Source organism: Tissierella carlieri (genome assembly GCF_018917285.1).
Lineage (GTDB): Bacteria > Bacillota > Clostridia > Tissierellales > Tissierellaceae > Tissierella > Tissierella carlieri.
In genome coordinates, this window is the sequence record NZ_JAHLOH010000023.1 from 21,269 (window position 1) to 43,899 (window position 22,631).

29 protein-coding genes are annotated in these 22,631 nt (G+C 33.0%); all 29 read right to left on the bottom strand.

The window, feature by feature from the left end; all coding sequences use genetic code 11:
• Nucleotides 1–46: 46 nt before the first annotated feature.
• Complete coding sequence (locus KQI38_RS05995) at nucleotides 47–661, bottom strand: DUF6550 family protein (RefSeq protein ID WP_216556908.1); 615 nt, start codon at nucleotides 659–661, stop codon at nucleotides 47–49.
• An 84-nt stretch (nucleotides 662–745) separates the two neighbouring features.
• Nucleotides 746–1,291 carry a hypothetical protein gene (locus KQI38_RS06000; RefSeq protein WP_216556910.1) on the bottom strand — a complete coding sequence of 182 codons (546 nt, stop codon included), beginning with the start codon at nucleotides 1,289–1,291 and terminating at the stop codon, nucleotides 746–748.
• 85 nt (nucleotides 1,292–1,376) lie between these two features.
• Nucleotides 1,377–1,772, bottom strand: coding sequence for a DUF4320 family protein (locus KQI38_RS06005; protein WP_216556911.1), 396 nt, complete (start codon nucleotides 1,770–1,772; stop codon nucleotides 1,377–1,379).
• Between the two features lie 11 nt (nucleotides 1,773–1,783).
• On the bottom strand, nucleotides 1,784–2,656 hold the full coding sequence (locus tag KQI38_RS06010) for a hypothetical protein (protein ID WP_216556913.1): 873 nt from the start codon (nucleotides 2,654–2,656) through the stop codon (nucleotides 1,784–1,786).
• Nucleotides 2,657–2,661: 5 nt separating this feature from the next.
• Nucleotides 2,662–3,591, bottom strand: coding sequence for a type II secretion system F family protein (locus KQI38_RS06015; RefSeq protein ID WP_216556915.1), 930 nt, complete (start codon nucleotides 3,589–3,591; stop codon nucleotides 2,662–2,664).
• Between the two features lie 5 nt (nucleotides 3,592–3,596).
• Complete coding sequence (locus KQI38_RS06020; RefSeq protein WP_216556917.1) at nucleotides 3,597–5,117, bottom strand: ATPase, T2SS/T4P/T4SS family; 1,521 nt, start codon at nucleotides 5,115–5,117, stop codon at nucleotides 3,597–3,599.
• Nucleotides 5,111–5,920 (bottom strand): AAA family ATPase, encoded by an 810-nt coding sequence (locus KQI38_RS06025; RefSeq protein ID WP_216556919.1) that lies wholly within the window; start codon nucleotides 5,918–5,920, stop codon nucleotides 5,111–5,113. The genes KQI38_RS06020 and KQI38_RS06025 overlap by 7 nt, the downstream gene beginning before the upstream one ends.
• Before the next feature lies 1 nt (nucleotide 5,921).
• Entirely contained in the window at nucleotides 5,922–6,749 is an 828-nt protein-coding gene (gene cpaB, locus KQI38_RS06030; protein WP_216556921.1) for a Flp pilus assembly protein CpaB, read from the bottom strand.
• A 12-nt stretch (nucleotides 6,750–6,761) separates the two neighbouring features.
• On the bottom strand, nucleotides 6,762–7,190 hold the full coding sequence (locus KQI38_RS06035) for a prepilin peptidase (protein WP_276515553.1): 429 nt from the start codon (nucleotides 7,188–7,190) through the stop codon (nucleotides 6,762–6,764).
• A complete protein-coding gene (locus KQI38_RS06040; RefSeq protein ID WP_216556926.1) occupies nucleotides 7,180–7,410 on the bottom strand; it encodes a DUF6133 family protein in 231 nt (76 codons plus the stop codon). The genes KQI38_RS06035 and KQI38_RS06040 overlap by 11 nt, the downstream gene beginning before the upstream one ends.
• Nucleotides 7,411–7,427: 17 nt before the next feature.
• Nucleotides 7,428–11,195, bottom strand: a complete 3,768-nt coding sequence (locus tag KQI38_RS06045) for an S-layer homology domain-containing protein (RefSeq protein WP_216556929.1) — start codon at nucleotides 11,193–11,195, stop codon at nucleotides 7,428–7,430.
• 17 nt (nucleotides 11,196–11,212) lie between these two features.
• On the bottom strand, nucleotides 11,213–11,434 hold the full coding sequence (locus tag KQI38_RS06050; RefSeq protein ID WP_216556932.1) for a DUF6133 family protein: 222 nt from the start codon (nucleotides 11,432–11,434) through the stop codon (nucleotides 11,213–11,215).
• A gap of 25 nt (nucleotides 11,435–11,459) precedes the next feature.
• Complete coding sequence (locus KQI38_RS06055; protein WP_216556935.1) at nucleotides 11,460–12,017, bottom strand: YodL domain-containing protein; 558 nt, start codon at nucleotides 12,015–12,017, stop codon at nucleotides 11,460–11,462.
• A gap of 101 nt (nucleotides 12,018–12,118) precedes the next feature.
• Nucleotides 12,119–12,616 carry a hypothetical protein gene (locus KQI38_RS06060; protein WP_216556938.1) on the bottom strand — a complete coding sequence of 166 codons (498 nt, stop codon included), beginning with the start codon at nucleotides 12,614–12,616 and terminating at the stop codon, nucleotides 12,119–12,121.
• 19 nt (nucleotides 12,617–12,635) lie between these two features.
• Entirely contained in the window at nucleotides 12,636–13,463 is an 828-nt protein-coding gene (locus KQI38_RS06065; RefSeq protein ID WP_216556941.1) for a DNA adenine methylase, read from the bottom strand.
• 24 nt (nucleotides 13,464–13,487) lie between these two features.
• A complete protein-coding gene (locus tag KQI38_RS06070) occupies nucleotides 13,488–13,820 on the bottom strand; it encodes an HTH domain-containing protein (RefSeq protein WP_216556944.1) in 333 nt (110 codons plus the stop codon).
• A gap of 124 nt (nucleotides 13,821–13,944) precedes the next feature.
• On the bottom strand, nucleotides 13,945–14,232 hold the full coding sequence (locus KQI38_RS06075) for a hypothetical protein (protein WP_216556948.1): 288 nt from the start codon (nucleotides 14,230–14,232) through the stop codon (nucleotides 13,945–13,947).
• A 66-nt stretch (nucleotides 14,233–14,298) separates the two neighbouring features.
• Nucleotides 14,299–15,318, bottom strand: coding sequence for a hypothetical protein (locus KQI38_RS06080; protein WP_216556951.1), 1,020 nt, complete (start codon nucleotides 15,316–15,318; stop codon nucleotides 14,299–14,301).
• Nucleotides 15,315–15,608, bottom strand: coding sequence for a DUF4314 domain-containing protein (locus tag KQI38_RS06085; RefSeq protein ID WP_246565638.1), 294 nt, complete (start codon nucleotides 15,606–15,608; stop codon nucleotides 15,315–15,317). Before KQI38_RS06085 ends, KQI38_RS06080 begins: the two co-directional genes overlap by 4 nt.
• Nucleotides 15,601–17,268, bottom strand: coding sequence for an antirestriction protein ArdA (locus KQI38_RS06090; RefSeq protein ID WP_216556954.1), 1,668 nt, complete (start codon nucleotides 17,266–17,268; stop codon nucleotides 15,601–15,603). The genes KQI38_RS06085 and KQI38_RS06090 overlap by 8 nt, the downstream gene beginning before the upstream one ends.
• 12 nt (nucleotides 17,269–17,280) lie before the next feature.
• On the bottom strand, nucleotides 17,281–17,970 hold the full coding sequence (locus KQI38_RS06095; protein ID WP_216556957.1) for a hypothetical protein: 690 nt from the start codon (nucleotides 17,968–17,970) through the stop codon (nucleotides 17,281–17,283).
• A 203-nt stretch (nucleotides 17,971–18,173) separates the two neighbouring features.
• Nucleotides 18,174–18,407 (bottom strand): hypothetical protein, encoded by a 234-nt coding sequence (locus tag KQI38_RS06100; RefSeq protein WP_216556960.1) that lies wholly within the window; start codon nucleotides 18,405–18,407, stop codon nucleotides 18,174–18,176.
• Nucleotides 18,408–18,878: 471 nt separating this feature from the next.
• On the bottom strand, nucleotides 18,879–19,115 hold the full coding sequence (locus KQI38_RS22790; protein WP_216557241.1) for a DUF4180 domain-containing protein: 237 nt from the start codon (nucleotides 19,113–19,115) through the stop codon (nucleotides 18,879–18,881).
• A complete protein-coding gene (locus tag KQI38_RS06110) occupies nucleotides 19,106–19,243 on the bottom strand; it encodes a hypothetical protein (protein ID WP_216556963.1) in 138 nt (45 codons plus the stop codon). Before KQI38_RS06110 ends, KQI38_RS22790 begins: the two co-directional genes overlap by 10 nt.
• A gap of 18 nt (nucleotides 19,244–19,261) precedes the next feature.
• Nucleotides 19,262–20,101 (bottom strand): alpha/beta fold hydrolase, encoded by an 840-nt coding sequence (locus KQI38_RS06115; RefSeq protein WP_216556966.1) that lies wholly within the window; start codon nucleotides 20,099–20,101, stop codon nucleotides 19,262–19,264.
• On the bottom strand, nucleotides 20,102–21,088 hold the full coding sequence (locus KQI38_RS06120; protein ID WP_216556969.1) for a DUF4180 domain-containing protein: 987 nt from the start codon (nucleotides 21,086–21,088) through the stop codon (nucleotides 20,102–20,104). It lies immediately after the preceding gene.
• 248 nt (nucleotides 21,089–21,336) lie between these two features.
• Nucleotides 21,337–21,666 (bottom strand): hypothetical protein, encoded by a 330-nt coding sequence (locus KQI38_RS06125; RefSeq protein ID WP_216556972.1) that lies wholly within the window; start codon nucleotides 21,664–21,666, stop codon nucleotides 21,337–21,339.
• 321 nt (nucleotides 21,667–21,987) lie between these two features.
• Complete coding sequence (locus KQI38_RS22590) at nucleotides 21,988–22,251, bottom strand: DUF6429 family protein (RefSeq protein ID WP_216556975.1); 264 nt, start codon at nucleotides 22,249–22,251, stop codon at nucleotides 21,988–21,990.
• Between the two features lie 59 nt (nucleotides 22,252–22,310).
• Complete coding sequence (locus KQI38_RS06135; RefSeq protein ID WP_216556979.1) at nucleotides 22,311–22,508, bottom strand: hypothetical protein; 198 nt, start codon at nucleotides 22,506–22,508, stop codon at nucleotides 22,311–22,313.
• Between the last annotated feature and the right edge of the window lie 123 nt (nucleotides 22,509–22,631).

A 22,631-nucleotide genomic window follows, 5' to 3' on the forward strand; every position in this document is an offset into this window, starting at 1 on the left:
ATAAAAAACACTGCATTTCTGCAGTGTATCTTATTACTATTTATATTTAATTCATATCACCTATTTGTTTATTGATATCACCATCTCCATCTACCTCTGTACCTTGATTCTCACCACTGTTTTCTATCCATCCAAATCCAGGTAGATACGTTTGCCCCTTGTTATTAACATCTCCACCCTTTGGTTCATCCTTTTGTTTTGGTAACTCTTCAGGTTTCTCTACCTTCTCGTGATCCACATTTACAGGTGACTCTGTTACCTTTTCACCATTAGGTTTTTGTGTTGGATCTGTTAGCTGTTCTTTTGTAGGTTCTTTAGGCTTTTCAACATTCTTTTGAATAGTCTGCTCTGTTCCCTTATCTACACCATTTTTATTTGTAGACTGTGTATCTGGAGTTTTAATTGGTGGTACTATAATTTCATCTTCTTTTTCATTATCCGTTTTATCTTCATCATTCGTTACTTCTTCTTTCTCTGCCTTTTCTGTATCCTTTGGTTCTTCTATTGTTACATTACTAACTTCTGTATTTTGATTTGGCAGTGTATCCTCTATTGGTTCTTTTCTAAACTGTGAGCTTATTATAAGTATAAGCATTGCACAAATCACCAAACCCCCAGTAACTACAAGCCATTTTTTAGTTTTATCACTTATATTCTTCATAGATTTCTGCCTCCTTTTTTCCGCTTCTTATAAGTCACACCCTACCACAATGATCTTTAAATGTCTATTAATATTTTTAAACTTTTAAAATTTAGGAGTATAGCCTCCACTTGTCTTTATTTTTATCTTCATACTAGGAAGAAGTTTACCTCCAAAGGATACTGGTACTTCAAGCATGATAGTGCAATCAATCTTAAACCTTAAACTTGCAATATCTCCTGCTCTAATAGGTGCATTCCTTATATCCACATCTAAGTTCCATATTCTAAACTCCATTTTATTATCTGATATAGTTTTTACATGGTATCCGCCACTTCGCTCTAAACCTAAAATTGTATCTAATCTATTATAAATATCTCCATAATCAAGGGATTCTTCAAAATCATCTGCCACTGGCTGATATCCTCCTGAATATCCTTCTCGGACCCCATGATAGACATCATCATAGTTATCATTTACTGTAGAGATTACGGCATCTTGCACTGCATCACGAACACCTTGTGCTATAATCATCAGTCTAAAATATTCGGATATACCTGTAATGATTATTACAAGGCACAAAGTTACAGCGACAATTAAAGGAAAGGAACTTCCTTTTTTATCTTTTAATATTTGTCTGATCTTCTGCATCCTTTCACCTACTCTTCTCACTTTCTCTTACCCACTCCTACCTTCTCTTACTTTTACTGCATATTTAAATAGATATATCATTCACCTATTTCCAATATACTTCTGACTTCCCTGCAGCATCAGCCCGTAAAGTTATAGGGAAAGAACCAAATCCTCCAAATAGACCAATATTAGTTTCATAGGTAATAGTTACAGTTATCTCTTCATTTAACTGAATCCGTGCTGATTTTGACCACTTAACCGTTGGTGTAATTCCCATTTTATCTCTTAATAGGATTTCCCTATTTGTAGTTTCTGTCCCTACTCTTCCTGCAATTTCTGCTTCTCTAACAAGTTCCGTGGCAAAGGTGTCGATTTGCTGCTTTGCAATATAAACTGGAAATACCTTTACGGCCAGAGCAATCATAAGCATAACACAAAGTACAAGAACAGCTACATCAATATACCCTTCTCCTTTATTAGACTTTAGTACCTTAAGCATATAAACACCTCCTAAAACAATCCGCTGAAAGAGCGGATGATTTCATAGATGATAATAGCCATATAGGTCATCATAAAACACATAAGCATTATAAAGGAGAACACTCTAATCTTAGGTGGTATCTTCATAGCTTCAGCCTTTAACCTTTGAAGTTCCAATTGTTTCATATCATGGGAAAGCATTTGAAAATACATTGATCCATCATCTCCACGAAGAACACCAATTAACCCTCTAGTAATATCTGATAACATAGGTGAGTTTATCCTTGCCTCAAACCTTGTAAGGGCTGCTTCATAAGATGAAGATCGCATATCCGCAGTTAAAATATCTAATTCATTTGCAAAATCTATTCCTGCATTTTTCTTAAAATTTTCTAAAATAGATAATACGTCTCTACTAGCCTTTAGCTCTTGGGTTATGGTTGCTACAAACCTTGGCAGTTCCTTTTCTATCTTTTCTCGCTTTTCTTTTAACTCTTCATCTGCTTTTCGTATCTCTTTAAAATATACAAGGATACTTAGAAATGCAATAATTGGTGCTAAGAGAGGTAATATCATAAGGCAAGGAATTACAACCAATGCAATTAAACCTGATTTAACTATAGCAGATGCCATATATTCTTCTGGAGTCATATTAATTCCAGAGGCATTCAGTGTGTTTTTCATTCTATTTCTTTTATACTCATCAATGGGAATATATTTTGCCAGTTTTACTGCCCATCCTAAAAGTAATATATCCAAACTTTTTGTCTTTTCTTTTCCTTGTTTACCTGCTGATTGCATGGCTTTTTGCGTGGCAAGGCTTGGAAGTCTTAAGATATCAGCTAATATAAAAAATAGTCCAAGAGCCAGAAGTATTCCAAAGATAATAATTAAAAATGTCATCTTATCTACCTCCTATACTCTATTGGTTGGGTTAATTTAATTACAAAAGCTGTAGATATAAATATGGCAGTAATACATATTGCAAGTACAATCTGGCCCATTACAGTATGCATCAATGTATGATACCAATCCTTATTGAGGAAATATAAAAGGGGAATATTCCCAAGAACTAATATCTGCATGGTAATAAATTCTTTCCTTGGTTCAAACACCATATTTTCAAGTTCTCCATTTACCACTCTCATATCTGATAATTTACTTACTATGGGAGTTAATGTGGTCTTCAAACTTCTGTCAAACTGACAAGCAATTAAAGCATCACACCACTCATGAAATACTGCATTGTCAATTCTTCCTTTTATCTCTTGCAAAGATGCTGTAATATCTGGATTTATAAGCTTTATCCTTGATATAAATTCCTTGAATACAGATAATACAGGCGGATTTAAATAATTCATATTTTCTTCTACAGCAGTTAGAATATCTTCATTTCTTAAATACGCTGTTGTAATAATACTGAGTGCTGTTTCAAGTTCAGCCGAAATAGCCTTTTTAAAATGAGTCTGTGTAATACGAACATACCAAAATGGTATAAACATTAAGCCTATTGCCATTACTGGGACTAAAAAGTAATTACAAAGGATGACTGCAATTGATCCTCCTATAGCAAAAAGTAAAAGAGATAAGGCACAAAGCATGGGGAACTTCTTCTCTCTTCCTGTTATTCTTAAAATCTCCTGAACCTCAATAATTTCACGTCTGAAAAAGGATAACTTCTTCCGTTTAGTCGTTTCATTAATCTGTTCTTTAATGCTCTTAGGTTTGTTCATTAATCCTTTAAAGATATTATCTGTAAACTCCATTGGTGAGATATTAAACAAAATAAAAAAGCCTGTAATCATTCCAATACAGGCCATTAATAAGATGGTACTCATAGACTTTATCCCTCCCTCTTTTTAAGTTTTTCTATAGTATTAATTGGCATTCCATTTTCTAAAAATCTTTTTGATAGACTTTCTGATATACTATTTACTTGTTCATGGTATCCTTTAATTATAAACTCTCCATCTTCCATTTTATTTTCAGTAATGATGTACTGGAACAACGGCCTATAATTTCTTGTACCATCAGGTAAGATTTCGCATTCCATAATCTCCATCAATTTTCTTTCCTTATTTTCAAGCTGCTTGCAAAATACAACTATAGGGTAGGCCTCTGTTACATAGCCCATCAGTGTTTCATCGGACATATCTACTGCTCTTTTACAAAGGGAGACCATTCTTCTGTAAGTTGCCTCACAGGAGTTTGAGTGTATCGTTGTAAGAACAGCTACCCCTGTCCTTGCTGCTTCCTGTGCTGCATTGGCTTCTGCTCCACGCATCTCCCCTACAACTATGATATCTGGATTAAATCTAAGAGACATATCAAGGAGTGTTATCTGATCTATCCTTTGCCTTTCATTTTCACTGTCACGAGTTATGGTATGGATGACGGAGTTAGCCACTCTTCCATTCTTTTCCCGGACTAAAGATAGCTCCCTTGAGCCATTTTCAATGGTAAATATTCTCTTATTATTAGGTATTGTAGTAAGAAGCCAGCCTGCAACTGTTGTTTTGCCGGAGCTGGTTGCCCCTGCTACACAAACAGAAATACCATAACGGATGCATTCTGATAAAAAGTCCAGCATAGGATTTGTTGCTGTACCGCCATTTATAAAATCCTCTTTTTTCATGTTCTGAGGATTCACTATACGGATGGATGCTGCAATGCCTACATCTTCATCTACTAATGGGGTCTTTAGGACTGCTATACGAATATTTTTTGATAAATGTCCAAGTACAGCAGGACTTGCATTATCAAGAACCATTCCAGATATATGGAGCATTCTCCTTATTACATTGATTGCGTGTTCAGGAGAGTCAAAATGTTCTTCTAGCTTTTCACATCTTCCATCAGAATACTGAACCTCTATATCCTTCCATGAGTTGATATCAATTTCTTCAATACCTTCTCCATGTATATACTTTGTTAAAAATCCAAACTCAGCCATTTCACTGTATAAGGCATCTATAAGTTCATTCCCACTCATTCCCTTTACTGAGATTCGGCTGTCTTGTACATATTTGGATATATATCTTTTTAGATGTTCCTTAGATCCTTCTATTGTTTCATCAGTAATAAGGATAGAGTAGTTATTTGAAATATATTCTTGAACATCTTTTAAAACTGTAGAAAAGTCTTTACCAGCTGATTCTGGGGTAAAAAATAGAGAGTGGGTTCTATTATCAGTTCCCAACTCTCTTTGAATTACCTTTACTTCCTCTACTTCTACTACTAAATCTTCAGTAGTATATATATCAATCACTAGTTCATCTTTTGTCATATTTTCATTTACAAATGTTCCACTTTGTCGATTTTCTTCCTTTAGAAACACAGATTTATCTCTTTTTTTATCTAACACCCAAACACCTCCCTTGCTATTTCTTCAATCCCCTTACGAAATGTTCTGCTGTTCTTCATAGATAAATCCTCAAATAGATTTCCTGATAGATACTGTTCCTCGAGTTCTTGTGAATTTGGAAGCTTAAAAGCCACACTTCCAAGAGCCTGATTTATATGTTCAACACCTTCCTGTGGCTTTAGATTTGAAGCTATCTTATACTGTTTATCTGCATCCCATTTACTATCTCGAAGAAGGGGTAATTGGCTGGATAAATAACTGATGCTTTTTAAATCACAATTAGCCAGTCTTAATACTGAATCTGATTCCATTAAGGCAACTGCAGATAAGATATCATTTGCAATATAACTGCCACAATCGATAATAACAAATGGTGCTATTTTCCTAAGATTTTCAATTAACTCCCTTGCTTGTACTTCTGTATATGGAGGATAGGTATATTCATTTTCTCCTTTAAGCATTCCAAGGATTGTTAGGTATGACAATCTCTTATGGGTAATCATATTGTGTTTTATAAGTGCCTCACTTACATGAGCTGCAGCAAGAACACTTCCCAAAGACTTTTCATATTCAAGATCTGATGGAGGACAAATACAAGGGAGCATAGGTGCTGTCATATCACATAAAACCAATACTACATTCTTTTTCTTATCTGCTAGATACTTGGCAATCTTTGTGGCTACGATTGTTTTTCCACTACCAGGACTTCCCCAAACAGCTAAAACGCCTCCATGAAGAACTTCTTCTTGTTCTTTTTCTTGTGTCTTTCGTGTAAATATACCTTTCTTCTTAAAGTTCAGCAATTTATTCCACCCCACCATCTGTTGTTTCCTCTATCTTACTTTCCTCAACTTTATTTTCTTCAGGTACTTCCTCATCTGTTTTTTCCTGTTCTTCTTGTTCTTCTGAATAAAGTTCCTTGATTATCTCTTCCTGCATATCAATAAACTGCCTTGTGTTTTCTGGTGTTCCCCTATAGACCAGTGATAAATGTGGCTTAGAGTCTGACTCTAGTTCAGCAAGGATATTTCCTTGTTCTGGAGTTACAAGAAGGGTTACAGTTGATGGAAGTTCCCTTTCATCTCCTATTCCTTGTTCACCAGTGTTAGCATCATATCCTGATGAAGCTGTTACAGATATTACCTCAACATATTTAAGTTCTAATGGAATAACTGTTTCACCTTGCTTTTTATAATCAGGTGCAATCACAGACACAATATCCCCGCTTTGAAGCTTTCCAGAAAGACCATTAGCAAAGCTTTTTATGGTGATAGACATTGCTTGTTTACTTCCATCAAGATTATATAAATAAGCATTCTCAGCTGCTGGTATTTCTAATAGTTTTGTATTTAAGATATAATCTCCTATTCCTAAATCTGATGTAGCATATTTTCCAATAGCATTGTCTGTTGTCCGAATTATATTTTCAGGTAAATTAAATCCTCCTACTTCCACTACTTTAACCATATCCTTTTTAATTTGATCACCTGCTTTAATTTCCTTTACCACCCTTACAATCTCAGTCTTTTGGCTCATCCCTTTATTAAATAATGGTGTAAGTCCAAAGCATATAAGAAGTGATAATAAGATACATATCACACCTATTACAGCTCTATTTTTTAAAAATCCCATATGATTTTCCTCCTAATTTATAAAATATATAATCATAAAACCTAACCCTAAAAAGGGAGCAAGTGGCATAGGTAGACTCCTAGCCACTTGCTTTTTCTTTATCTTAGAAATTAATATAAAGCACAAATAAAATAATACTAATAGACTAAGTCCTATTATTAACCCATAGATTCCTTTCCAAAATCCAAGGACAATGCCTGCCGAAGCAGTTAATTTAATATCACCCCCACCAATACTGTTTTCTTTTAATACTGCTCCTAATAGAAATGGGATAGCAATAATTATCCCAAACAGATTTAAAAAGCTAAATCTTAGCAGGCCTATTAAGGCAATAAATATACAGATCGTATCTGGTATTTCCCTTTTCTTAATATCTGTATAAGATGCCGCCATAAGCAGAAAAGAAAAAACCCCCCCTTGCAAGATGCTCTTAACCTGCATAGTTAAACATTTCTTTAATACGCTCTGTTAATGTTGGCATAACCACATCACCGAATAATAGATATAGTCCTGCTAGAAGTAATGCTCCTAAAACTACAGCAATAAGAATTTTTACCGCTGTATCAATATATCCTTCTCCCCTATTATTGTTTATTGCTGTTTTTACAGCTATAGCTTTATTTGTTATAAAATTATTTGTTTTTTCAATTGTTCTTTCCATATTCATTTCCTCCTTACTTATTCAAAATGGTAACTTACAGAATAGGTAATATTGGATTTATCGTACATACAATTGTGATTAGTATAATAATAAAACTCAAGCTTAGAGTACATACCAGCACTTAAACTTTTAACGAATGTAATACCATTACTTGTAGTTCCATAATCAAGTTCATCCCATTGTTTTGTTTTTACATTGTATCCACGGACACGACCATAATCACTTCCACTATGTCCTGCAACAGGAGGAACAGTAAATGTATATTCAGTAATAGTTGCACCTTCTAAACCATTTTCTAGAATTACTGAATCAGGACCGGTTAACATCATACCTCCACTACCATTGGGATCAGCAACAAAGAATACAATAGCTGCCCATGGAGACTCTGCACCTGTGGAATCCACAGCCTTTACACGAACCGTATTTTTTCCTAACGGGTAGACTTGTGTTTCAGCATTACGCCCTTCCCAAACATAGGTAATTGGATCATTATCTGCATCAGTACTCTTAGCTGTAATAGTTACCTTAGTACCAGGGGCAACACTATTTCCACTTGGTGTCCTAGTAATTACAGGGGTAGTTGGTGGTGAATTTTTAATTGTAAAACTCTTCTCTACCCAAGGTGAATAAGCCCCAACACTATCCTTGGCACGTACTCTGACCTTATGTGTTCCTACTGCATAATAGTTATCACTGGTTGTCCCTTCATATTCTAAGGTTGTTGCATCTCCATCTGGATCATTGGCTGTTGCCTTGATATCAACGAAGAATTTTCCACTTTTAACAGTTCTAGTTGGTGTAGCTGTTAAGGATACTGTTGGTGCTGAATTTACAATTGTAAAGCTTTTTTCCATCCAAGGTGAGTACGCTCCTGCACTATCCTTGGCACGAACACGGATAGTATGTGTACCTACCGAATAGTAGTTATCACTAGTTGTACCTTCATATTCCAAAGTTGTTGCATCTCTATCTGGATCACTAGCTGTTGCCTTTATATCAACAAAGAATTTACCATCTTTTACAGTTCTAGTTGGTGTAACTGTTAAGGTTACTGTTGGTGCAGTATTGGTAATAGTAATCTTTTCTCTATGAGTAAATACTCTGCCTTCACCATCTATAATTGTGGCTATAAGAGTAAACTCACCTGTATCTGATATGGAGATTTTCCCTCCGTCATTTGTAAGCTCGACATTGAAATCTACTGCTTCACCTATTTTTTCTAATGTCCATCTAACTTTATTTGTTCCAAGATTTTCAGAAACTGCTTTTACTTCGAATTCCCTGCCATAGTGAATGGAATCAGGCATGGCAAAACTATATTGAATAATAGGATTTATGGTTATTTCCTGACTATATGAAAAACTTCTTTCTAGGAAATCTCTCATCGTTGCAGTTAATATATAATCTCCATCTGTAAGGAAAGTAATTTTACCACCCTGTACATTTAAACTGCCTGAGATTGCTTGTTCTTCAGATATAACTTCACCATCTTTGGTAATACTCCATTCCACTGGAAGAACATTGTTATTACCATAGGTTCTAATATTAATAATGCTGTCTGTATAGGCTACTTTCGAAAGTTCAAATCCTATATCTAATACAGGAAGTACCTCGATTTTATCTTCTGTTTCAAAGAGAAATACTCTGCCAGTTTCATCGATGATTCTAGCCACTAGTTCATAAATACCTGCTCTTTTGAACCTGATACTGCCTCCTAAATTATCTAGATTTCCCTCTATATAGGTTGGCCAATCTTGAAAACCAAAGGTATTGTCAACAAGCCATTCAATCTCCAATCCATCAATCTCTGTGCTGCTTATCTCTAGATTAATATCACTATCTGTGTGTGCATATTTAGGTAATGTATAGCTAACATTTGGTATAGGATAAACCTTAAATTTTTGCTCATAGTCATATATTCTCCCTCCATCATCAGTGAAGAAAGCTTTTAGAGTATATTCACCTTTATAAGGAAAAGTAACTATTCCTCCATTATTGGATAGATCTCCACTAACAAAATCTGAAAGTTCTACTTCTTTGCCATCCTTGATAAGTGACCACTCTGCATCACGATTTCCAATTTCCTCAAAGGCTGCTTCGAGCTTTATCTCATCATCTGTATGGAATATTTCAGGTAAATAAAAGCCAGCAGAGCCTACAGGATATACCGTAATGGATACCTTATCTGTAAATGTTCTGCCAGTTTTGTCTATAGCTGAAAGAACTAAATTGTATACACCATTTTCCTTAAAACCTATGATACTATCTCCTAATGATATATTCCCTTCAATAAATTCTGAAATACTGACTTCTTCTCCATTCCTAGTAAGAGACCATATTAACTCCATATCATCAGTATTCTTTGTTTCTGTTTTTAAGGTAATGCTTTTATCTGTATGGGTTATCTTATCAAGCTCTATCTTTATTCCTCCCACAGGATATATTTTAATTACATCACTTACTTTGGTTTCTTTCCCTAATTTATCAGTTATAACAGCTGTTAGTTCATATGTCCCTGTGCTGTTAAATATTATTAAACCACCTGTGTTTGTAAGTTCCCCTGTAATATTAGTATCAAAGTCTATTTCCTTACCATCCCTTTGAACTGACCATACTACAAGATTCTCTCCTAAGTTTTCAATCTCTAGGTCTACATCTATTGTTATATCTGTATGGGCTGTTTCAGGTAATGTAAGTTCAGCAGAGACTATGGGATAAAGATCTATAGTTCGCTCATGCTTAACCTCTTTACCACGGCTATTTACGGCTATAGCTGTAAAAGTATAACTACCAACAGATTTAATTTTAATAGTGCCACCATCTGCCTTTAGTTCTCCATCAATAACTGAAAGTAAATCTACAGGGATACCATCTTTACTAATCTCCCATGTAACTGCCTTTACATTGGAGCCTATAGGAACAATTTCTATTTCCTCATCAACATAAGCTGTAAGAGGAAGTTCAAAACTATATTTTGGTGCAGGAACATAATTTGAACTGCCACCTGAAGATGAGCTATTTTCTGTATCTGTATCCCTATCTCTATCTGGCTCGTTGTCTATAGGCTTATCAGTTGGTTGTGATGGTATAGCAGGCTTTTCTTGTTCATTTTTATCTTTATCCTTAGCTTTATCTTCCTCTATCTTTTCTTTAGCTTTCTCCTGCTTAATAAGCATTGTAAAGGCTTCAGCACGAGTTGCCTCACCATTAGGACGAATGGTTCTATCTGGATAACCAGAAATGATGTTATAATGTTTTCCAAGACAAATATATTCAATTTCTTCTTTAGTTAGATTCTCTTCATCAATAAATCCAGTATTACAAGAACAATCTAGATTATGATTTTCTTTTCCTGTTGCTCTAACTAACATTTTAATTATTTCCATTCGACTAATAGGCTTATTGGGAATATATAACTTACCATAGTCCTCCACTACAATGATCCCTTCAGAAACAAGTGCTTCTATTTCATTTTGGGCAAAATGTCCTTTAATATCTTCAAATACTGGTTCAACATCCTCTATATCTTTGGCTTCAAGTTCCATAGTTCTTGCCAGAAGGGCTGAAAGTTCTCCCCTTGTAATAATATTATCCGGATGAGATAGTCCATCAGGATATCCTTGAATGATCCCTCTCTCTGTAAGAAGATTAATTGCTTCCTCGGCCCAATGTCCTATACTATCTAAAAATATATGCTTTGCAGCATAGGCAGAACCTATAAAATTAGTCATTAGTATACAAACTACTAAAAGAATATTAATTATTCTCTTTGATCTATATTTCATTATTACACTTCCTCCTTTTAACCTGCATAGTTAAACATTTCTCTAATTCTCTCATTTAAAGTTGGCATAACTACATCACCGAATAATAGATATAACCCTGCTAGAAGTAATGCTCCTAAAACTACAGCAATAAGGATTTTTACTGCTGTATCAATATATCCTTCACCACGATTATTGCTCACTGCCAATTTCATAGATATAGCCTTTCTTGTAATAAATTCATTTGCCTTTTTAATCATATTGTTTTCCTCCATTTTTAAATTTTTAAATACTCATATTCATTCCTTGATTTTGTTCTTTTTGTTTGAAATCAATTTCTTTAAAGCCAAATCGATCTACATAGTAAAATTCACTGCTTGTACTATCATAAAGCTCAATTACATCAGATATAGAAAGAGAATGACCTATAAACCCATTGGGATGATCTAGATTAAATTTCGTATATATTTCTTCTAACTCATTGGTTTCAATTTCTCCATCATATACAATCTTGTAATTATCCTTATCTAGTTCTCCAAAGTTTTCTTTAAGCTCTTCATAGCCTATGAACTTACGGTCAGGACTTACATCAGTTCTTAACTGCCATATACGACAACTCTTTAGGGATATTAACACTTCATCATTAAAATGTACCCCCTCTCTCATTGACAGCCTTTCAAATACTCCCTCTGTCCATTTAGGTATAAGTTTCCTTTGCCTAATCCAATCTTCTAATTCCTCGCTTTCAAATATGGAATCCACAGTTGCAATTTCACTTTTCACATACCCTGCAGGATTTCCATAATAAAAAATACAGCCATTTTTTAGCTGAATACTGCTCATACTACACCTCCAGTCTTATATGTTTCCCCCTTCCTTTTAAGTTTTTATTATCACCTCCTCTCATAATCCCGCTTTTTTTAAGATTATTTATCTAGATATTATTAATCTCCATAGACAATATCATCCATCATCAATCTTTCTTCTAGTTCTCTGATACAAATTCCTGATATTTCAAAAATATCAGTTACAAACTGTGGTACATCAGCTATATCATAGCCATAATCAGCCTGCATAACTATAACTTCACCACTGTCTTCTTCTGTATAAGCACAAAGTTTTGCATCCTTTGGGATACCTGCTTCTTCTAGAAGATAATCTGGTACCATAATCTCATCATATTCTTCAAATCTTTCACAATAAGAGCAGTCATGACATCTTCCGCAAACACCTGCAAGATGGACAATTAACTCTTCAGATAGGTTCTTAAGTCCTTCAGCTAACTTTATAAGTTCCATTGCATTCATAGTTCCTTTCATCACTACAAATGCATTTTCCAATGATTTTAATTCAATATCTTTACTATCTAAAAAATTTGAGGCTTTTAATACCTCAATTGGTATAATGATATTACTATTAGAATTTTCCTTTATAATCTTCATATAGATTTCCTCCTTGTTTTTAAAGTCCATTTTCTATTTCAAACAAGTTTATTTGTGAAGGATTATTTTCCTTCCTTTCCTGCATGTCATAATTTGCTATAAGTATTTCTTGAAACTGAGCCCCGTTATCATAACGCTGCTTAATGTTATTGATACGGGAAAAGCTTTCAATCTGAATATTCGGAGCATTATATAATTCCCTGATAAAATCACAATCGTTGTAGGAAAGTAAAAACTTTCCCTCTATATTCATTAAGGTATCTCTTAGTCTTATATGATCCTTCTCTTGGAAACCATCTTCACCAACATTTTTATAATATTTTTCTGTTTCAAAGTATGGCGGGTCTAAATAGAAAAAGCTGACAGGGCGATCATATTGCCTTATCAGCTTTTCAAAATCCTTATTTTCAATTACAACTTTACTAAGTCTTCTATGTGCCTGCTCGATTAAGGGGAAGTTGCTCCACATATCATGAGGCTGGTTGCCGAAGCTGGTAAGTCCTGATGCATAGCTATACCGAATAAGCTGATAAAAGTATGCTGCTTTTATTACATCACTTTCTATACTATCCCTTGCGAGTGCATCCTTTACTATATCAAAATCCTCCCTAGAATTTAGTATAAAATGCAGTGCCTCAATTAACTCATCTGGCTTTTCCCTTACACATCGATAGAGATTGGTCAAAAGTCCATTAAAATCGTTATATACTTCAAAATCATTGCCAGGCGGTTTATGAAATAGTACCCAGCCACCGCCTCCAAACACTTCTATATATCTTTCATAATAAAGGGGAAATACAGACACAATTAACTCCCTTAGAGCTTTTTTCCCACCTATCCAACTCATAAAACTATTAATACTTCATCACCTCTATTCTCTTCCTTCATCAATCTCTAGTTTCAGTTGTCCGCTTTCATCGGGAAAGTTCTGCAGGGATTTAACTAGACCATTCTTTGCTTTTGCAATTTCTTTGATTCTGCTGGTCATCTGATAAACACTATTCAGGACTTCATCTTTATTTGTGGCATAATAATAGCCATTTTCATCACTGCATATGGGATTGCCGTCATTTCTTAATTGATTGACAATTTTTCTTACAGTTCTGCTGCTGATGGAAAATCTGCTTTGCAGATATGCACTGAATACTACCTTTTCTTTTCCCCGATGATATTCCTTTATATATATTAAAAAATCATGTTCCACCTCCAAACCCTCCTTTAGCTATTAGTTTTATGCAATAAAAAAAGGCCGACTGATATACTGTAAATTACAGCAAACAATCGTCCTTAATTATTTTTAGGTATTAAAAAACACGGTTCTTACCGTGCTATGTTAAAATACCAAGCAGTTTTAATAACTTGATACAATCTTTTATTCCTTCCTTGTATATAAACTTTTGCAGCTCACCTTCGACAAAATCTGATATATCCTTATAATCTTCAATCTGTCTTTTTATTTCTTTAGGAGTTTCTTTGTTCTCAAATATACTTGAACTTAATTCCCTCACTGCTTCTACACTTTCTTTAACTTCTTCATTTTCCTCAATTAACATAAAATATGCCAGTTCTAGCCTTTCACCTATTGCATCTTCTAATATCTCCATGATATCTTCCATGGGTGCCACCTCCCTCAAGCACCAAAGCATACCACAAGAAATTCAATATATCTATTAGAATATTTACTATTCCATTGATAATTTTATACTATCTGGCTCTTTGCTGAATTCATAATAGAACTTCTCTTCATTTCTTTTAATAAACCCATATTTGCAAGGTTTTAGTTCTTTCTTTTTAATATCTGCTTTAGCATATTTTATATAATCAAAATTATCACCCAATATGGAGTCCAATTTTACAATTCTATCTCTTTCTGCCATAAGCCTTCCGTACTTTTCAAAATTAACACTCCTTGGAATAAAATCATAGCAGTTTAGATTCTGAGAAATATCTATAGCAAAGTCAAGTTTTGTACAACCTTCAAGTTCCATTGCTGATTCTAAGTGTTCCATAAAGAAATCTCTTCCTTGATCTCCTTCATCACAAACATAGCCTAAATTATTGCCATCAATAATCAATTTTTCTAGGTTATCGTATTGATCTTTCAGCTCTATAATATTAGGAAATATACACTTTGCATCTAATAAATTGGCTTCTTTCCAATCATCTATACCTAATACATCTAAGGCAATAGCTATCTCATAAGGTTCTAAAGTAGAAAACTCGTAATCAGATAGATTTATCCATACCCCTTCAGGATTAGATTTGCTTGACACCTTAAGTTTAATAGCCCAGTCGCCCCCTGTCATCTTATCTAAATTTGTGCCATCATAGATTTGCTTTATTGCATTTCTTTGAATTATATAACCTTCATTTGTAAATGCTCCTTGAAAGTCTTCATGATATTCTCTTCCAAGCTTTTCTGTTTTAATATATGGAAGTATTTCATCAGATGCATCCTCCTTATATTTTGCCACATATTCTCCAAGGGACTTTTCATCTGCAGCTTTATAATAAAAATCAAATCTAATTAGTTGTTCTGTAAGGTTGATTAAATCCATTGCATTATTTATTCCAATAATCTGAATAGCACCTTCAATAATATATTGTTCTTTAACTGACATTTCATTAAATCGATTTTGAAGAAATTGTTTCTCCGCTTCTGTTCCTTCAAGCCTTCTCCATAGATAATCTAATTTTTTCATAGGCTCATGCCTCCCATACCTTGAGATTGCTCCTTAGCGTGATTTTCTGACTTTTCAAGTTCTTCTTGTGGGCGAGATAATACCTTAAACTTATCTTCTCCAGGAATAAGACCAAGGCCTCTTCCATTATCCCATTTCATATGGATTGTACAAATATCATCTACACCTATTACTGTCCCTTTAGTACCTCTCTCTACCCCTTGCATATCATCCATTGCTGATAGTAATTCTATTCTTGTCCCTATGGGATACATATTTTTAATTCTTTCTACTTGATTTCTATTATTCAAATTTCATCCCTCCCATTATTTGATTTTCAGTTATTCTCATTTCTTCTGCTGTCTTAATAAACCAATTGTTACTACTGTTCCAAAAACTAATATAAATATCACCCATATCTGTTTGTATTTCCCTTTGCTCGAATCCTTCCCCCCAGGCATCTAAAGCTTGTCCAGTTATATCATCCTTAATCTTTTGAAGTTCAGAAGCAGTTAGGTCATCATTTAATGTAAGTATAGCTACACCCATTAGTTCCCCATCAACTATTTCCGCTGAGAATACATACTTTGATATCTTTGCATTAACACTATCATGAGCATCATAGTATCTCATAAGACCTCTTTCTTTTTCTTCTGGGAGATTGTTTCTTTCAATTGCCTCTAGTATCTCATCTAGATAATCAATTACTTCATAATTTGATAGTTCAATAGGTTCATTTGATGTTTCACGGTAACCATATTCATTTTCAATATCGTAGGTAGCAATATTAAGGGGCATATATAATTTTAATATCTTCTGTTCCTTCACCTTTGGAATCTCCATTCCAAGATTTTTTGATAATATATTAGAAAGCTTTTGATTATATCCGTGGTAGACAATATATCCATTACTTGAAAATGCACCTACTTCATTAGCCATTTTCACTTGGCCATATCTTTTAAAATCAATGTATTCCTCCAAATTATCATCATATTCAAAATGTCCTGATTCACAAATCATATATCTTCCATAGCTTTCAGCATCTTTTATCCCATCAAATAATTCAAACTCATACATGGAGTCTGCTAGAGAAAATACTTCATTAATAGTTTGAGGGTTTACATATGCCATAAGCCTTTCAAAGTATTGTATGTCTTTTCCTATTTCCTTTAATTTGCTTGCCAAACTATTTAAAGTATCTATCTTATTTAATGGTGTTGTGTCAGCAGGGATAATATTTAATATCCTATCAGTAAAGTCATAGCTATCAATAGCAACTTCACAATCATGTAGGTAAGGTGTTTCTAATCTCATCAGTGCCTTAGTAATTTCAATATCAGAACATGGAAGATAAATATATTCCTTTTCTCCTTTTGCAGTTAGCTGCACTGTTGCTACTGTTTCTTTCCATTGATATGGTGGAAACTGCTTGCCATTATATACTTGCTCTGGTTCATTGCTATTTTTATATAGAACACCATAAGGTGTGATTGTGGGATTAGGATTGTTTCTTATTACTTCCATTGCAAAGGACTCACCGTCAAGTTCATCTAATTCTTTTGATGCTACTGCTTGTCTTTCAGTTAGATATAAATCTTTACCTACTTTGTTAAAATCACTAAAGTCAGTTACAATACTATAGCAGTGAATATTAAAACTTAAGTTTATTAAATCTGCCATTGTTTTAGGCTCATCTGCAAAGGCAGCTGCATAAAATTGTTTTAATTCTTTCGGACCAAAGCCATCCAATCTTTTCATTAAGTAATTTAATTCATCTATATTACAGTTCCTATCAGGTAATATTCTTAGCAAATCTATGTTACTACTATCAAGAATATAGCAGTTTTGTTCTGTAGTCATTTCTATTACAAGTTCATTATTTAGCTCATATAAGTTTTCTTCATCACTTGGAAACCATAATCTTTTAGCCTTTTCATTATCATTATTATTTTTTCTAATTGTAATGTTCAAGCTCCATCCCTCCTATTTTGTAATTAAAAATACATCAGCACCATATCTAGTTATTAAAGCTGAATTTATAATTGCTTTAAAAGTTATATCATTAATTAAATCCTCATCAGCTATTTCATTAATTCTAATACATTCTTTTCCTGTAGATATTGTTTTGGCAGTTTGGTATATGGCATAGCCATCAGTACTAATTTGTTTAAGATGTACATGACTGAAATCAAATCCATTTGGCTTTACCGAATTCTCTAAGGCCTTCCATAACATATCATCAGTAGTAAGGAGGAATAAGGTAGCAATATATTTTGGAGGTATATCATTTATATCAATGTTCTGTTTATGAAGTTCATTATAAAATCTTTCTTTATGAGCATTATTTAAAAATAATTCTCCTTTGAAATTATTTGTAAGAAGTTTTAGTCTTCCCCTTAGAGAATAACTTTTTATTTTTCCAAAGCATTCTCTAACCAAATCTTTGTATCCCACCTTATCCATATCAAATAGAATACCAGAATGAATGTATCCACAATCATTACATCTATTACTAACATTAATCACATTGCAATTACAATCTATAACACCTCCCTTACAATTAAAATAGTTATTAATGACTATACCACTTCTCCTTGGCTGAAAATTAGGTACTAGCACCATTAGTTGTTCTATTCCTTCTAGTGATGTACCATACATAAATAATTTTGACATTGTTCTCATTCCTTTCTTTCTGTTTTTGGGTATAAAAAAGAGGTTAAGTCTATTTGGTCATTCAAACTGACCTAAAAACTTAGCCTCTTTTATTTTCTATATTAAGTTTTATTTAGTTTTTACATATAATATATTAAACTATTTACAATGTATTAGATGAATAAAATATAAAGAATACATCACATAAGCTTACGAACTCATGACTAAACATCTCGCATTTTCTTTTTTATTAAGAGTTTGATAATAATAGCAATAAATACAATCAATGCAGCGACTAATCCATATATTTGAATGCTTGTATACCAAGGTACTGATTGAATTTCATATAAATCAGGATGTTTTGCATAATCAAAATATTTATATATGGAATGAGCTATAAATACGCCAATAGATGAGCCAATTACAGAATTTAAAATAATATTTAATCTTTCAAGCATATTTTTTCCTCTTTCTACCATTATCTTTCTACTACATATAATTTTACTTATTTACATTTATTATATAGTTCATCTGTTAATCTCCCAACTAATAGCCCCATTATTTAAATTCTATTTTTTTCAATTTTCTTCTGTCATCATCCAGATTACCCTATGTCATCTATATTTTCGCCTATTTTAGGGGTCAAAAAACGGTGTTTTTTCACTGATTTCTGGCCCAAAACTCATCCTCAAACCACTATATGTTGTGGTTAAATCCTTTTTTTCTCCTTATCACCACAATACGTAATCATCATTATACTCTCACGTGGGTTGGGTCAGAGAGATGATATAAATGTGCAAAGGAGGGGTTTTGCCTAAAAATGTACCACTTTAATCAAGGGAGTAGTGAGTTATAACTCTTCGCAATAAAAATTTATAAATACAATTATTTAGCAAACCTTCCCCATAGAATTTGAGTGTAAGGCATAATTAGTTATCCAAAGTCAACTTTTCTACAGCTTGCTCCAAATTGTCCACAAAGAAAATATCCTTTCCTTTGTTGCACTCATAAATGAAATTTTGCAAAGACTTGCTTGTATACTTGGAAAAATCACTAATAATAGCCAACTTAGTATGATAATTTATAAACTTTTGCAGAACTTCACCAGCGAAGCCGTTACTAAGTGTGAAGAACTCTTCACATATGACCTTTTTGTCTAGAATAATTTTGTTGCAGTTTTTTCATATTTTACTGTCATCATAAGGTTAAGAGCAGATTGTACATCATCTATTAAAATATCTTCGCTCTCAATATATGCAATAGAATGACTTTTTCCTAAAAAAGTATATTTCATAATTTAATCATTCCCTTCTCACTTTATTTGTTCAAGTATTGTATCAGTAAGATTTATTAAACTATGTCCGCCTTCAGGCAAAATATTGATTCTAACATTTGGAACAAGTTTTTTCAATCGATCAGCAGTTTCCATAGAGTGCAGAATTATATCTTTTTCTCCAACAAACAAGAATACTGGCATAGTCAAACGTCTTATTTCATCATCTCTAAAAATTGGTATAGGTTCTTTCCTAGTATTAAAGTTTTTTCCTATTAATATTTGAAATTTTAACATTATTTCGGGCATATCAACATTACCGTTAATAATTTTGAATAACTTTCTTATACCCTTTTCACCAAAAGCCATATGAAACAATGCTGTAAATATAAAACTTTTATTTTGAGTTCCTATGCCAGCAGGACATAGTAAAACTAATTTATCTATTTTTTCTGGATACCGTATGGCAAATTTAGTCGCCAACCAAGCTCCTAAAGAAGCTCCAATCACAACTGCTTTGTTTAATGACAGCTCATTAAATACATCATATAGCCAGTCATCCAAATCTGAAGTGGTAAAGGGTAGTTGTCTCTCATCACTTCTACCTGGTTCACCAGGTATATCAAGTGCATAAACTCGATATTTTGGATGATATTTTAAAATATCACTTACCCACATACATGAATTCATACTGCTCCCATGAAGCAAAATCATTGGTGGTGCAGAAATATCTCCAGCAGTTATACAAAATGTGTTGCCATGGCGAGTGTTTATATTTAATCTTTCATATGGTATTGTAAGCTCTTCAAGAAGCATATCAGAATATTTTATTAATTCATCTCTGCCTTGCTTCGTTTTAAAGGCTTTTTTATTTTTCATTTAAAATCCCTCCTTTTGCTTTAAACTTAAGAACCATTTTTCTGCATTTACAACCCCTGTAAATAATCTAAAAACATCATTTTTTTCACTTTCAGCAACTGTATCTTTAAATGTTTTTTTCAAGATATTCATATCTTCGACAACAATTGCAGCTTTAATATTATACATGGTAAATTTTTGAAGCAAAGTCACCAGCAGTCCTTTTTTAAGATCAAAGAAATTCTTAGAAAGTGTTTCACCATCTAATATCACAAACTGGGTATTATTTTCTGCTAATGTAGTAATTATGTCTAAAATATTTTTTTCTGTTTCAAGCTTATTTTCTGAATCATTAAAATAAATATAAGTTATTTCATTATTTCTTCTTACAGTATACTTCATTATTTCACCACTTTTTTCTTCCTTTGCTATATCCTTCACATTTGTATTTTCAGTTACATCATTTTCATTAGGAATATTTGATATAGCTCTTCGCAGTTCTTGAGTCCATACCAACTCATTTTCATATGTTCTTCGAATATTATCTTTGATAAAACTCCATATTGTTGTTTCCAAAACACTTCTATCAGGTGAAAAATTTGTATCATGTTTATTGCTTTGCTCCATTAATAACTGCATCTTAACTTGATTCTCATATTGATCAATTATCATATTTAATTCACAAGTGTTGAGCTCTTTAGACCATGCAAGATGAACAAGAAATGGATTTTTTATTTCAATGAGCTCTGCTGGAGAAAGAACCCATTCTTTTAAAGCAGCAAGTCCTTCACTAGTTATTTTGTAAACCTTTTTTGTTGGAGAACCTTCTTGATGCTTGACTACATTGGTTACCATACCTTTATCTAGTAACTCCGATAGCGACTTATATATCTGATTATTATTTCCTGACCAAGGCATAAAAGTAGAATCTTGAATAATCTTTTTCAAATCATATCCTGTCATTGCCTTGTAGCTTAGTATCCCTAAAATAGCATAATTTATTGACATATATTACTCCTCCTTTTTGTTAATAACATATGTTAATATTAACATATGTTATTAACAAAATCAATGAATAAAATCAAAACCTAGTATCAGAAACTGAATAAAGACTTCGCTTCTTTGAATTAAATATCTAGTTTTGATTTATAAAAAAACAAAAGCACCAAGATTTTCACATCTCAGTGCGTTTGTATTCTATATACCAACTTTACCCATTTTACCTAATTGTATAATAACTTCCCAAAAGTAATATTTTATCTCTCTATAAAAGAATCATGATCGCTTATACCATTACATTGAAGTATATATTCCTTGAGTTTACCTTTGTCTATGGCCTTTGTCATCTCTTCTATAGAAGGTGGATCAAGATGAATCAAGCAAATCAATTCATTATTAATGTTGTATCCAGTTATCGCTTCGCCGTCTTCTGAACCAGCCCATTCACGTGAAACAGCATGGCAGAATTCTGAAAATACTTCAGTTGCTCGTTGTGCACATAATTCTCTCTGTTCTATATATTTCTGGGCTTTATCTATGGGTATATAATATGCATCTACTAAAATCATACCTTTTGTTTTCTTCATTTTATTTCTCCTGATTTCTAATATTTTAATTTTTCTGTATGAAATATAAATTAGATTTATTAATTATACAATACACTTATATATTTCTTAAATTTTACTTAAGTCATAGATATAATAAATCAACATTTTCTATATTACCTTAAATATTTGTACTTATATTATCTCATTAATTCTTAATTCCCAAAATGTACCTTAAGAATACAATAATGATGTCGTAGGTTTATACCCCCTTGGAGAGTTATCTTCAAAGATTTTTAATCTTGTATTTCCTCTTAATATTCCTTTAATAATGTTTCTTACCCTAAATATCTCACATTCTTTTTACTCCCAGTCTTTTATATTATATTTGTTCAGAAGATTTTGTGCTAATCTTATACCTTCCTCAGTTATTACAACAGACTTGGAACGATGACTCCCCTGCCTTATATAATCTTCCTCATCCAACTCATTAATAATATCGAAATCATATCCTTTCCAAGCCATATCCATTCCTGAACCAAAACGGCTCCCTTCATTAAATCTTGATAAATACATTAGAATCATTGTCAATTCTTTCATTACCTTCTCTGAGGTTGTTTTTTCCACTTTAACTTCATCTCTTTTCTATGCAATTCATATAAAATTTTTTATAACTCAATTCATAACTACAATATCATTTTATAAGAAATTTTTCTAGCACTCCATCCAAGACTCTGGGTCCATGCACGAGTACTAGCTATTTCTTCTTTATATTCCCCTTCATAAATAATCCCTAAGAAATCATCAGATCCAATTAATCCACCAACATCATCAAGTACAGATATGCCAGCTTTATTAATACAGACTGGCTTGTGCTTACTCAATACAATATCTTCTGCTTCTTCAAACTCATATTCGCCAATAATGTTTTGCTTTAGTAAATCTTGACAATCTTTGTACTTAGTTGTTCTAACTATCCAATTGTCTCTAACTTACTAATAAGATAT